The following is a 12,813-nucleotide window of genomic DNA, read 5'->3' as shown; positions in this document are numbered from 1 at the left end:
CGGGCAGGGCGGTGTGATCCGGTGCTGGCCGGGTGGCGGGCGGCGGGTGGAGACTGGGTCTGTCACGTCGCCGGTGCCAGCGTTGCCACCAGGCCGCACCCAGCCCCGCCTCGGATCGCCGTTCGGCCGCCGGGACGGACGGCCCAGAAAGGACGGGACCGAGCATGGGTCTGGACGTCGTCCTCTATCGGCTGCTGCACTCGGGCTCCGGCCCGCGTCGCTCGTCGTCGTACGCCACCGTCCAGGTGGTTGCCGACCCGCACGACGTGTTGGTGGGCCTGCTTCAGCGGGTGCGTGGCGGTGGGCGTACCCCGCTGCTGGACCGCCTCGACCCGGGCGGCGAGTTGGTGGTGGCGGTCGAGCAGGTGCCCGGGTTGCTTGCCGAGCTGCGCTGGCTCGGCGAGTTGACGGTGAGCCCGGCGGAGGCGGAGCAGGTGCGCCGGCTGGTGGCCCTGGCCCGGCGCTGCCTACGCGACCACGACGCGGCACTCCGCTTCGAGGGCGACTGACCCCGACCGGCGGCAGCCCGGGTCGCGGGACTCCCCGGTCCCGCCGTAACCGCCCGGTCACGACGGCCCGGCCGCTGCACCTCGGGCGGGGCCGGTGACCAGCGCGTATCCGTCGTCGCGGCGGCGCACCAAGCCCAGCTCCTCCAGCAGGGAGAGCTTGCGCAGCGCGGTCCGGACGTCCACGCCGGCGCGGGCGGCCAGCCGGTCGACACCGACGGACCCTCGACGGGGCATCGACTCCAGCACCTGTGTCGCCTCGTCGTCGAGCAGGTCCCGGGGACGCTGCGGGGCACGCGCGGGCGGGGCGAGATCGGCGCCGATCCGCCCGACCTCCTCCAGCACGTGCGCCACGCCGGTGACCAGCCGAACGGACGGCTGCTCGCGCAGCAGCTCGTGGGCACCGACAGACATGGCGGAGGTGACCGGCCCTGGCACCACCATGGCACGCCGGCCGGCTGCGAGGGCCCGGTTCACGGTCTGCGTCGCGCCGCTGCGCGCCGACGCCTCTACCAGCACCGTGCCCCGGGTCGCCGCCGCGATCACCCGATTGCGGACGAGGAACCGGGGGCGGAACGGCTCCGCCCCGGGCATCCACTCGCTGACCAGCAAACCGGTCTCGGCGATGCGGTCGAACAGCGCGGCGTTGCCCATCGGGTACGGCCGGTCGATCCCGCACGCGAGCACCGCCACCGTCAGCCCACCGGCGTTGAGCGCGCCCCGATGCACCGCCGCGTCGATGCCGAACGCGCCCCCGGAAACCACCGTCCAGTCCCGGTCGGCCAACCCGTAGCCCAGTTCGGTGGCGACGTGCGTCCCGTACGGGGTGGCCGCCCGCGCGCCGACCACCGAGACAGCCCGCTCCAGCGCCTCCCCGAGCGGCCACGCGCCGCGGACCCAGAAGCAGAGCGGGGGTGCCGTCTCGACGTCCACCCGCCGGGTGGCGCCGGGCAGGACCAGCCGGCGCAGGTGCTCGACGGTGGCGGGCCACTCCCCGTCGGCGGGGGTGACGAGCCGGGCACCCAGTCGTTCCGTGCGGGCCAGGGCGTCGGCCGCCACGGCCCGGGCGTCCCCTTCCCGGGAGCGGGCGGCCACGGCGTCGCGCAGCCGATTCTCCGGTGCCCCGCCGCCGAGCAGCAGGTCCAGTGCGCCGTTTGCGCCGAGATCGTCGACCAGCCGATGCACCGACCGGGTGCCGGGCTCGGCGAGCCAGGTCAACGCCACCCGGGCCAGCCGGTCCTGGTCGCTGCTCACGCCCCGTCTCCCATCCTGAGTTGGAGTGCCTCGCGGACGTCGTCGGCGTGCGGGCGCTCCCGCCCGTCGAGGTCGGCGATCGTCCACGCCATCCGCACGACCCGGTCGAAGCCGCGCGCCGACAGCGAGCCGGAGTCGAGCCGTCCGCGCAGCTCCCGGGTGTCCCGTTCGGGGAGCCGCCACGGCGGTTGGCGCAGCCGGGGCCCGGGCACCTCCGCGTTGACCCGCCAGCCGCTGCCCGCCCAGCGGTCGGTCGCGGCCCGGCGCGCGGCGGCCACCCGGGCCGCGACCGTGGCCGACGACTCGCCGCTCGCATCCGTCTCCATCAGCTCCGCCGCCCGCAGCGGCGGGAGGGTGACCTGGACGTCGATGCGGTCCAGCAGCGGGCCGGAGAGCCGGCCGAGGTAGCGCCGGCGGGCCTGCGGCGCGCACTCGCAGTACGCGTCGCCGGCGGGCTTCGCGCAGGGACACGGATTGGCGGCGAGCACGAGCTGTGTCCGGGCCGGGTACTCGGTGCCGCCCCGGCTGCGGGCAAGTTGCACCCGGCCGTGCTCCAGCGGCTGGCGTAGCGCCTCCAGGGCCCTCTTGCCGAACTCCGGCGCCTCGTCGAGGAACAGCACCCCGCGGTGGGCGAGCGACACGGCGCCGGGGCGGGCCAGCCCGGACCCGCCACCGACCAGTGAGGCCGCCGTGGCGGTGTGGTGCGGGGCCTGGAACGGCGGGCGGCGTAGCAGCCGGCCGCCCGCCGGCAGCAGCCCGGCCACCGAGTGCAGTGCGGTGACCTCCAGCGCCGCGTCGTCGTCCAGTTCGGGGAGGATCGACGGTAGGCGCTCGGCGAGCATGGTCTTGCCCGCGCCGGGCGGCCCGAACAGCGCCAGGTGGTGCCCGCCTGCGGCGGCCACCTCCAGGGCCCGCCGGCCCAGCGCCTGCCCGGCGACCTCCGCCAGGTCCGGCCCGTCCGGCCCGATTGCCGGGGCGGCCCCGGGCGGTTCGATCAGCGGTGTGCCGTCCCGGACGAATCCGACCATCCGGTGCAGCGTGTCGACGGCGCGGACCCGGACGCCCGGGATGACCGCGGCCTCGGCGGCGTTGTCCACCGGGACGACCACCCGGTGCAGCCCCGCCCGCGCGGCGGCGGCCACCATGGGCAGCACCCCGCGCACCGGCCGGACGGTGCCGTCGAGGCCCAGCTCCCCGAGGATCACCACCCGTTCCAGCGGCAGCAGCGGCAACTCCCCGGAGCCACCGAGCAGCGCCACCGCGATCGCCAGATCGAAGGCCGAGCCGAACTTCGGCATCGTGGCCGGCAGCAGGTTGAGGGTGATCCGCCGGTTGGGCCAGCGCTGGCCGGAGTTGACGACCGCGGCGCGGACCCGGTCGCGGGCCTCGTGCAGGGCGGTGTCCGGCAGCCCGGAGATCACCACGGCGGGCAGCCCCGGGGCGAGGTCCGCCTCCACCTCCACCACGTGCCCGGTCACCCCGACCAGGCCGACGCAGAGCACCTTCGCGTAGCTCACGCCCGGCCGCCCATCAGAACGCGCCCTTGAGATGCTCGACGAGGGCCGCGCCGGCGTCGGGCAGGGCGACGGAGAGGACGTCGAACCGCACCTCGCCGGCGCTGGTGCCGGTTTCGGCGAGCCAGCGGGCCGCCAAGCCCCGCAGCCGCCGCGCCTTCGCCGGCACGACCGCCTCGGCCGGCGTCCCGTAGTGGGCCGTACGTCGGGTCTTCACCTCGCAGAAGGCCAGCACGGGGCCGTCCCAGGCGATGATGTCGATCTCGCCGGACGGGCAGCGCCAGTTCCGGGCGACCGGGCGCAGCCCGGCTCCGATCAGGTGCCGGAGGGCGCATCGTTCCCCGTACGCGCCGACGGCCTGGTTCCGCTTCGTCATGGGTCGCACCCTGCCGAACCGTGGCCGCGTCCGCCGGCCGCCTGTGGATGACGAGGGCCGCTGTGGACAACCGGACGATCATGCCCTTGGTGTGCTACGGGGTGCCGGCACCCGTTCGCCCAGATGGCGCGGGGGTGCGCGTGTCACATACGGTGCCGGTCGTGAACGCACGACGGAGCTTTCCCGAAGATCAGGAGTCGCGTTGGTACCCCGGCGAGCGCGGGTACGACGAGCCGGACTGGCGGCCGGCGGGCGACGGCCGCTATCGAGCGGACGAGTTCCGCGCCCCTGACCAGCGCGAGGACACCGGCGAGCGGCGTTACGACGAGCTGACCGACCCGCCCGTCGGCCGGTACGGCGACACCGGGCGGCACGGCGTGGACGCGTACGGGGTCCCCGCCTCCGACACGGACAGTTACCGCCCCGCGCGATCCCGCCGGGCCGACACGGGCTCGTTCGGGGTGTCGGCGGACGAACTCGCCGCTGAGCGGGAGGCACGCCGGGCGGCGCGTGGTGCCGAGGCGGGACTGTCCGCCGACCCGACGCTGCCGGCGAGCCAGCGCTCCGTCGCGTTCCCGCTGCCCCCCGCCCAGCGTGCCGTCGCGTTCCCGCTGACCGTCGGGCAGCGCCCCACGCCGATCTCCGCCCCGCCGTACGAGGGTCCACCGCACGAGGGCCCACCGCTGTCCGGCGCGCCGCACGAGGCGGGACCGCGGGACGCCGCGCTCGACGTGGACCCGCTCGGCGTCGACAGGACGGGGCGCGGGCCCGAGCCGGCCCGCCCCGCGCCGCTCGGTGGGTACCCGATCATCGAGCCCGGCCGCCCCGCCGAGCCCAACCGCCCCGCCGAGCCCGGCCGCCCGGACGAGCCGGCGGACCCGAGCACGGCGGCGTGGAGCACGGCGGACCGGAGCACGGCGGACCGGGGCCTGGGGGCCACCACCGCAGCGGAGCCGGCGCGCGCCGCCGAGGCGGGTCGCTCGGCCGAACCGCCGCACCCGCTGGACCTGCCGACCGGGCCGATGCCGCCGGTGGCGGCCCGCCCGGACCTGCCGCCGCCCGGACCGGAGCCGGCGTACGGCCCGGACGGGCTGCGCCGCTCCGGCCCGGCGCCCTCCGACGGCTTCTACCGGACCCGCCGCCCGGCGCTCGCCGTGCTGATCGCGGTGCTGGTGGCGATCTTCGAGGTGCCCGCCCTGCGGGTGCTGCGCCACGGCGTGCTGGGCGACCCGCTGTCGGCGGCCGACGTCGTGGTGGGCACCTTCCTGGTCGGCGGGCTGCCGATCTTCGGCATCGGGCTCTACGGGCTGCGCACGGGGGGTCTCGCGCTCGCCGACGGCAGCCGGGGCTGGCTCCGCCCGCCGACGGCGTACCTCACGGTGGGTCTGGTGCTCTTCCTCGCCGCCGCGCTCGCCGCCCGCTGACCGGCGGGCCGGGCAGGGGCGTACACTGGGCGCTTGGCGACCGCCGCACGCGGTCGACCTCGCGCGCCCTCCTCACGTTCTCGTGGGGCGGCGGCCTCCCTGGTCCCGATCCCGATCGGGCCCACCACGGCCGGCGACCGGGCGCCAGGACGCCCGGCCGCCGGCCGGGCGGCGCAACCAGGGATCACAAGGAGTACCCCACCATGGCCGTCGTGACCATGCGTCAGCTGCTGGAGAGCGGTGTCCACTTCGGGCACCAGACCCGGCGCTGGAACCCGAAGATGAAGCGCTTCATCTTCACCGAGCGCAACGGTATCTACATCATCGACCTGCGCCAGACCCTCGACTACATCGAGAAGGCGTACGACTTCGTGCGCAACACGGTGGCCGAGGGTGGCAGCATCCTGTTCGTCGGCACCAAGAAGCAGGCTCAGGAGGCCATCGCCGAGCAGGCGACCCGGGTCGGCCAGCCGTACGTCAACCACCGCTGGCTCGGCGGCATGCTGACCAACTTCCAGACGGTGTACAAGCGGCTCCAGCGGATGAAGGAGCTGGAGGCGCTGGGTGACCTGAGCGGCACCGCCGCCGGTTACACCAAGAAGGAGACCTTGCAGCTCTCCCGTGAGAAGATCAAGCTCACCCGCACCCTGGGTGGCCTCCGGGACATGCAGAAGCTCCCGGCCGCGATCTGGGTGGTCGACACCAAGAAGGAGCACATCGCCGTCGACGAGGCCCGCAAGCTGGGCATCCCGGTGATTGCGGTGCTCGACACCAACTGCGACCCGGACGAGGTCGACTTCCCGATCCCGGGCAACGACGACGCGATCCGTTCGGCCGAGCTGCTGACCCGGGTCGTGGCCGCCGCCGTCGCCGACGGCCTGATCGCCCGCTCCGGCCGTCGTCGGGGCGGCGACGAGAAGCCGGAGCCGGGCCAGGTCGGGGCCGACGAGCCGCTGGCCGAGTGGGAGCGCGAGCTGCTCGAGGAGCCGAAGAAGGCCGACGAGCAGCCGGCGGAGCAGCCGGCGGCGGCCGCCGCGGAGTGACCGCGCCGCCGCGTCCCCGCCGTCCGTTTTCCCAGGCGGCGGGGCGCGGTGGGCACGCCGGGCACACGCGGCCCGGATCCGGGTGACCGGCTCAGACTGGCCGCCCGGCCCCAGACCAACCCACCGAGTCCCAACACCGAAGAGAGAGTCATGTCCAACTTCACCGCCGCGGACGTCAAGAAGCTCCGCGACCTCACCGGCGCCGGCATGATGGACTCCAAGAAGGCGCTGACCGAGGCCGAGGGCGACTTCGACAAGGCCATCGAGATCCTGCGCGTCAAGGGCGCCAAGGACGTCGGCAAGCGGGCCGGCCGCACGGCCGCGAACGGCCTGGTCGCCCACTCGGGCAAGGCGCTGCTGGAGCTCAACTGCGAGACCGACTTCGTCGCCAAGAACGACGCCTTCATCGCGCTGGCCCAGCAGCTCGTCGAGCACGGTGAGACCAGCGGCGCGACCTCCGCCGAGGAGCTGCTCGCCAGCAGCATCGACGGCAAGCCGGTCGCCGACCTGATCCAGGAGCAGTCCGCCAAGATCGGCGAGAAGCTGGTGCTCAACCGCTTCGCCAAGCTGGACGGCAACGTCGCGGTCTACCTGCACCGCAAGAGCCAGGACCTGCCGCCGGCGGTCGGCGTGCTGGTGGAGTACGCCGGCAAGACCGACGAGGCCGGGGACGCCGACGCCCGCGGTGTCGCCATGCAGATCGCCGCGATGCGGCCGAAGTACCTCACCCGTGACGAGGTGCCAGCCGACGTGGTCGAGTCCGAGCGGCGCATCGCCGAGCAGACCGCCCGCGAGGAGAACAAGCCCGAGGCCGCGCTGCCGAAGATCGTCGAGGGCCGGGTCAACGCCTTCTTCAAGGACTACGTTCTGATCGAGCAGGCGTCGGTCGCCGACAACAAGAAGACTGTGAAGCAGGTGCTGGCCGAGGCCGGCATCGAGGTGACCCGCTTCCTGCGGTTCGAGGTCGGCCAGGCCTGAGCCGCCGGTCGGGCGCGTGACGCGCCCGTGGGCAGGAACATTGACGAGGAGGCCGCTGGTGTACGTGACAGGCACCGCGGCCTCCTCGTCGCATGCCTGGCCCGCGCGGCCAACGGGGCGGCGTAGGGTCAGCGACGGCAGGTACGCGGTAACCGGCGCACGTGGGATGCGGCCAGGGAAGGGCGGGGCGGATGACGCAGGTTGTGAGTGACCGGAGCCTGGCGGCGGAGGATCCGACCGCCCCACCGCCCGGGCGGGCCCGGCGGGTGGTGCTGAAGCTCTCCGGCGAGGTCTTCGGCGGCGGAGCGATCGGCGTCGACCCCGACGTCGTCCAGGCCATCGCGCGGCAGATCGCCACCGTGGTCCGCCGTGGCGTACAGGTTTCCGTGGTGGTCGGCGGCGGCAACTTCTTCCGCGGCGCCGAGCTGCAGAAGCGGGGCATGGACCGCGCCCGCGCCGACTACATGGGCATGCTGGGCACCGTGATGAACTGCCTCGCTCTCCAGGACTTCCTGGAGAAGGAGGGCATCGAGACCCGGGTGCAGAGCGCCATCACGATGGCCCAGGTCGCCGAGCCGTACATTCCGCTGCGCGCGATCCGGCACCTGGAGAAGGGCCGGGTGGTCATCTTCGGCGCCGGCGCGGGCATGCCCTACTTCTCCACGGACACGGTGGCCGCCCAGCGGGCGCTGGAGATCCGGGCCGACGTGGTGCTGATGAGCAAGAACGGTGTGGACGGCGTCTACACCGCCGACCCCCGGGTCGACCCGACCGCCAGCAAGCTCGACTCGATCACCTTCTCCGAGGCGCTCCACCGCAACCTGCGGGTGGCCGACGCCGCCGCGTTCAGCCTCTGCATGGAGAACGGCCTGCCGATGCTGGTCTTCGGCGCGCAGGGCGACGACACGATCATCCGTGCGGTGGGGGGCGACAAGATCGGCACCCTGATCACCGCCTGAGCGGCCGGCGGGCCGCGTAAGCCGGCCCCCCCGACACCACAGCACAGCCCACGACGAGCACAAGAAGGAGGCGAGGAGACCGGTGATCGACGACACCCTCCTCGAGGCCGAGGAGAAGATGGAGCGCGCCATCGAGCACGCCAAGGAGGAGTTCGGCGCCATCCGCACCGGTCGCGCCAACGCCGCCATGTTCTCCAAGGTCATCATCGACTACTACGGCACTCCCACCCCGCTGCCGCAGATGGCGTCCATCGGGGTCCCTGAGCCGCGCATGGTCATCATCAAGCCGTACGACAACTCGCAGATCAACGCCATGGAGCGGGCGATCCGCGATTCCGACCTCAGCGTGAACCCGAACAACGAGGGCAACCAGCTACGCATCCTGCTGCCGCAGATGACCGAGGAGCGCCGCCGCGAGATGATCAAGGTGGCCCGGCACAAGGGCGAGGAGGCCAAGGTGGCGGTGCGCAACATCCGCCGCAAGGGCAAGGAAGAGCTGGACCGGCTCGTCAAGGACGGCGAGGTCGGCGAGGACGAGGGCCGCCGCGCCGAGAAGGACCTCGACGACCTGACCCAGAAGTTCGTCGCCACCATCGACGAACTGGTCAAGCACAAGGAGAGCGAGCTGCTCGAGGTCTGAGCCGCGATCGGCCCCGGGCCGGCGCGCATGACCTGCCGTGGCACCGGTGTGCCGTCGCCGTCGGGCGGCGGACGCCGGTGCTTCCGTCGTCCCGGGTCGCAACCGGGCGGACGACGGGACCGCCCCCGCCGCAACGGAGGCGGGCATCCGCCCGTGTCGCGTTGGCCGGCGCAGTTCCGGGCGGCAGGCGAAGCCTCGTCCGCCCCGAGCGGCGGGGAGGGCATCGTCCGCCCTGCCCCGGCGGCCGGTGCAGTAGGCTCGGCACGATTCCGGCCACCACGCGGTGAACGGGCGGAATCGGCCGGCCGTCGGGCCGGTCAACCGGACGGAACAGTCGTCGTAGGGGATGGTCTTGGTCGTACGTCATGTGGTGAACCCCGTACCGCGTCCGCTCGGTGCGTGATGTCCCACCTCGACCCCTACCGCAGCCCGGAGTCCCGAAGCTGGGACCGACCGGACGCCCCGGCGGCGCTTCCCTGGCCCGACCGTGACCTCGAACCGGGGCAGTGGGCCCGCACCGCCGCCACCGACGCGTACGCCCCCGTCGCCCCCGGCGGCCGGGCCGGGGCGCGCCGCCCGGCGGGCCGGCCGGAGCCGTTCGACGCGGACGCCACCGACCCGTACGGTGCCCGCCCGGTGCCCGGCGGCCCCGGTGACCCCGCCGGCGCGGCGGGCCCGCGCGGCGGACCCCTGCAGCCCGGCGGCCGGCATCCGTCCGACGGTCCCGACGGGTCCTTTCCCGGGCACCCACCGGCCGGGCCGGCGTACCTGCCCGAGGAGCCCGCCGGGGGCTTCGTCGAGCCGGAGCCGTCCCGGGGTCGCCGCCGGCCCGGCCGGCGGCGGGCGAGCGCGGAGCGACCGCCCACCGAGCAGGCCCCGCCCAGCCGCGCCGGACGCAACCTGCCGGCGGCGATCGGGGTGGGCGTCGGCCTCGGCGCGGCCGTCCTGCTGCCGCTCTTCTTCTACCTGCCCGCGTTCCTCCTGGTGCTCGCCGCCGCCATGGCCGTCGGCATCTGGGAGATGGCCCGGGCGGTCCGCCGCAGCCGGGCCCACCCGCCGCTGGTCCCGCTGATCACGGGCGGCGTGCTCATGGTCGGCCTGGCCTGGTTCGCCGGCCCGGACGCGCTCAGCCTCGGGCTGCTGGTCACCGTGCTCGGCACGATGATCTGGCGGCTGGGCGACGGGCCGGGCGACTACCAACGCGACCTGACGGCCGCCACCCTGATCGCGGTGTACGTGCCGTTCCTCGGCGGGTTCGCGGCGATGCTCGCCGCCGCGCCCGGCGATGGGCACCTGCGCGTGCTGGTCACCCTGGTCGCGGTGGTGCTCTCCGACACCGGCGGGTACGCCGCCGGGGCAAACTTCGGCAAACACCCGATGGCCCCCTCGATCAGCCCGAAGAAGTCCTGGGAGGGCTTCGCCGGCTCGGTCACCGCGGCGGCGGTGGGCAGCGCCCTGCTGATCTGGCTGCTGTTCGACGTGGCGCCCTGGTGGGGCGCGCTGTTCGGGGTGGCCGTGTCCTGCGCGGCGGTCCTCGGCGACCTGGCCGAGTCCATGATCAAGCGGGATCTCGGCGTGAAGGACATGAGCAACCTGCTGCCCGGGCACGGCGGCCTGATGGACCGACTCGACTCGATCCTGTTCGCGGTGCCCACCGCGTACCTGTTGCTGGCCGTCTTCGCCCCGGTGGCGGGCTGAGGCATGAATCACGCTGGTCAGCCCGTTCCGGCCGCCCGGTCGGGTCCGATTCGGCCCCTCCGGCCAGGTGCGCCGGGCGAACGGCGTGGGAGACTGGACGGGTCATGACGAGCCTTCCGCTGATCCCTGTCACCTCGGACGCCCCCGCCGCACGCCGCGCGGCCATGCCGCCCCGTCACCTTGCCGACCTCGACCTGCCCGCCCGGCAGGCGCTGGTTACCGAGCTGGGCGAGCCGGCGTTCCGCGCGAAGCAGATGTCCACCCACTACTTCGGCCGCCTGGTCCGCGACCCCGCGTCGATGACCGACCTGCCCGCGGCCATCCGGGACAGGCTCGCCGGGGAGCTGCTGCCCACCCTGCTCACCCCGGTCCGCGAGCTCGCCTGCGACGACGGTGCCACCCGCAAGGCGCTCTGGCGGCTGCACGACGGCTCGCTGGTGGAGAGCGTGCTGATGGGGTATCCGGACCGTGTCACCGTCTGTATCTCCAGCCAGGCGGGCTGCGGCATGGCCTGCCCGTTCTGCGCCACCGGCCAGGCCGGGCTGACCCGCAACCTGTCCACGGCCGAGATCGTCGACCAGGCGGTCTATCTGGCCGGCGTGGCCGCCTCCGGCGCGGTCGCCGGCTCACCGCCCCGGCTGTCCCACGTCGTGTTCATGGGCATGGGCGAGCCGTTGGCCAACTACTCGCGGGTCGTCGCGGCGATCCGCCGGCTGGTCGCCCCCGTCCCCGAGGGGCTCGGCCTGTCCCAGCGGCACATCACCGTCTCCACGGTCGGTCTGGTCCCGGCGATCCGGCGCCTGGCCAGCGAAGACCTATCGGTGACCCTTGCGCTGTCCCTGCACGCGCCCGATGATGAGCTGCGCGACGAACTCGTGCCGGTCAACCAGCGCTGGAAGGTAGCCGAGGTGCTGGACGCAGCGTGGGACTACGCGGCCCGGACGGGGCGTCGGGTGTCGATCGAATACGCGATGATCAAGAACGTGAACGACCAGCCGTGGCGGGCCGACCTCCTCGGTCAGCTACTGGCTGGCAGGTTGACCCACGTCAACCTCATCCCGCTCAACCCGACCCCGGGCAGCCGATGGGACGCCAGCCCGAAGCCCGTCGAACGGGAGTTCGTCCGGCGTCTGCGCGCCGCCGGGGTCTCGACGACGGTGCGGGACACCCGGGGGCGCGAGATCGACGGCGCGTGCGGGCAGCTCGCCGCCGCCGGGGACAGGGACACCGAGACGCCGCAGGAGGCGACGGCGTGACCGGGCGTAGCGAAGAGACCAGGAGACATAGTGGCGAGTCAGGGTCAGCGTTTCCGGCGTAAGGCGCTCCGCCGGGGATACAAGGTCGACGAGGTGGACGCCTTCCTGGACCGGGTCGAGGCGACGCTCGACGGCCGGCCCGTCGGCGCGCCCGTGGCCTCCCAGGAGGTCCACGATGTTGTCTTCCGGGTTCGCTTCAACGGCTACGACGAGTGGCAGGTTGACCTGCACCTCGATCGCGTCGAGCGGCAGCTGGCCGAGCTGGAGGAGCGCGGCGGCTCGCCTGGCCGTGGCACCGACCACAGGATGGCCGACCGGCTCGGCCCCCCGGACCGGATGGGCCCACCGATGCGCGACGAGCGCGGCCCCGTCCCCATGCGCGACGAGCGGGGGCCGCTCCCGATGCGCGACGACCGGGGCCCCGCGCCGATGATGCCGCAGGCCATGCCGCCCCGGCCGATGCCGGCGCAGGCCGGCCCGCCCGCCGACCGCTACGGCCGGTACGACGAGCCGACCGGCGGGTTCTCCAGCGGGTACGACGCGCCGCGCGGCGGGTACGACTCCCCGCGTGGCCCGGGCGGCTCGATGGGTCCGGGTGGCCCGGTGGGCCCCGGCCAGGGCATGGGGCACGGCGGCCCGCCGCCCCGGGGCCTGCCCCCCGGCCCGGGCGGCTACGGCCCGGACGAGCAGCGCTTCGACGGCTTCGAGGCGGGCCGGCACGGGCGGGCCGACATGACCGCCGAGATCCGAATGCCCGAGCGGGACCTGCGTGAGCTGCGCGGTCGTGGCCCGGCCGGGCCGCCGCCCATGCCGCCGCAGCCGGTCGGCGGGCCGCCGCCGATGGCCGGCCCGCCGGTCGGTCCTCCGGCGGGCGGCCCGCCCATCGGTGGCCCCCCGGCGGGCGGCCCGCCGATGGCCGGTCCCCCCGGCAGCGACCTCTACCGGGTGGACCAGATCCGCCGCAGCTTCCAGGTGCGCCGCTTCGGCAGCGGGTACGACCCGGACCAGGTCGACCGGCTCTTCGAGGGCATTCTCGACGGCATGTCCGGCCGTGGGCCGATGCCGGTCAACCCAAAGGACCTGGACACCCTGCGCTTCGGTCTGGTGCCGGGCGGCTACTTCGAGGCCGAGGTCGACGCCGCGCTGAAGGGCGTGCAGGACATCC

12 protein-coding genes are annotated in these 12,813 nt (G+C 74.4%); 9 read left to right on the top strand and 3 right to left on the bottom strand.

Features of this window, described 5'->3' with window-relative positions; translation table 11 throughout:
• Positions 1-164: 164 nt before the first annotated feature.
• Positions 165-509 (top strand): hypothetical protein, encoded by a 345-nt coding sequence (locus E1258_RS23205; protein WP_132404843.1) that lies wholly within the window; start codon positions 165-167, stop codon positions 507-509.
• A 57-nt stretch (positions 510-566) separates the two neighbouring features.
• On the opposite strand, the gene E1258_RS23200 is transcribed toward E1258_RS23205, so the two are convergent.
• Genes E1258_RS23200 through E1258_RS23190 form a run of 3 tightly spaced genes read right to left on the bottom strand, consistent with a single transcriptional unit; the run spans position 567 to position 3,650 of the window.
• Positions 567-1,760, bottom strand: a complete 1,194-nt coding sequence (locus E1258_RS23200; RefSeq protein WP_132404841.1) for a DNA-processing protein DprA — start codon at positions 1,758-1,760, stop codon at positions 567-569.
• Positions 1,757-3,277 carry a YifB family Mg chelatase-like AAA ATPase gene (locus E1258_RS23195; RefSeq protein WP_132404839.1) on the bottom strand — a complete coding sequence of 507 codons (1,521 nt, stop codon included), beginning with the start codon at positions 3,275-3,277 and terminating at the stop codon, positions 1,757-1,759. Before E1258_RS23195 ends, E1258_RS23200 begins: the two co-directional genes overlap by 4 nt.
• A 13-nt stretch (positions 3,278-3,290) precedes the next feature.
• Positions 3,291-3,650, bottom strand: coding sequence for a YraN family protein (locus E1258_RS23190; protein WP_132404837.1), 360 nt, complete (start codon positions 3,648-3,650; stop codon positions 3,291-3,293).
• A 161-nt stretch (positions 3,651-3,811) separates the two neighbouring features.
• Here E1258_RS23190 and E1258_RS23185 point away from each other — a divergent pair, with 161 nt between their 5' ends.
• The 8 genes from E1258_RS23185 to E1258_RS23150 form a co-directional block, all read left to right on the top strand.
• A complete protein-coding gene (locus E1258_RS23185; protein WP_243715633.1) occupies positions 3,812-5,074 on the top strand; it encodes a hypothetical protein in 1,263 nt (420 codons plus the stop codon).
• A 203-nt stretch (positions 5,075-5,277) separates the two neighbouring features.
• A complete protein-coding gene (gene rpsB / locus E1258_RS23180) occupies positions 5,278-6,117 on the top strand; it encodes a 30S ribosomal protein S2 (protein ID WP_007075231.1) in 840 nt (279 codons plus the stop codon).
• A gap of 150 nt (positions 6,118-6,267) precedes the next feature.
• Entirely contained in the window at positions 6,268-7,095 is an 828-nt protein-coding gene (gene tsf / locus E1258_RS23175) for a translation elongation factor Ts (protein ID WP_132404835.1), read from the top strand.
• 191 nt (positions 7,096-7,286) lie between these two features.
• A complete protein-coding gene (gene pyrH, locus E1258_RS23170) occupies positions 7,287-8,054 on the top strand; it encodes a UMP kinase (protein ID WP_132404833.1) in 768 nt (255 codons plus the stop codon).
• Between the two features lie 82 nt (positions 8,055-8,136).
• A complete protein-coding gene (frr, locus tag E1258_RS23165) occupies positions 8,137-8,694 on the top strand; it encodes a ribosome recycling factor (protein ID WP_007075234.1) in 558 nt (185 codons plus the stop codon).
• A 402-nt stretch (positions 8,695-9,096) separates the two neighbouring features.
• Positions 9,097-10,392 (top strand): phosphatidate cytidylyltransferase, encoded by a 1,296-nt coding sequence (locus E1258_RS23160; protein WP_132404845.1) that lies wholly within the window; start codon positions 9,097-9,099, stop codon positions 10,390-10,392.
• A gap of 104 nt (positions 10,393-10,496) precedes the next feature.
• Entirely contained in the window at positions 10,497-11,648 is a 1,152-nt protein-coding gene (gene rlmN / locus E1258_RS23155) for a 23S rRNA (adenine(2503)-C(2))-methyltransferase RlmN (RefSeq protein WP_036374742.1), read from the top strand.
• Positions 11,649-11,678: 30 nt separating this feature from the next.
• Positions 11,679-12,813: DivIVA domain-containing protein (locus E1258_RS23150; protein ID WP_132404831.1), on the top strand; the 1,135-nt coding region annotated here is incomplete at its 3' end.

This window comes from Micromonospora sp. KC207 (genome assembly GCF_004348615.1).
Taxonomy (GTDB): domain Bacteria; phylum Actinomycetota; class Actinomycetes; order Mycobacteriales; family Micromonosporaceae; genus Micromonospora.
The sequence above is the reverse complement of the archived record's forward strand: the minus strand, read 5'-3'. Positions and strand labels throughout refer to the sequence as shown.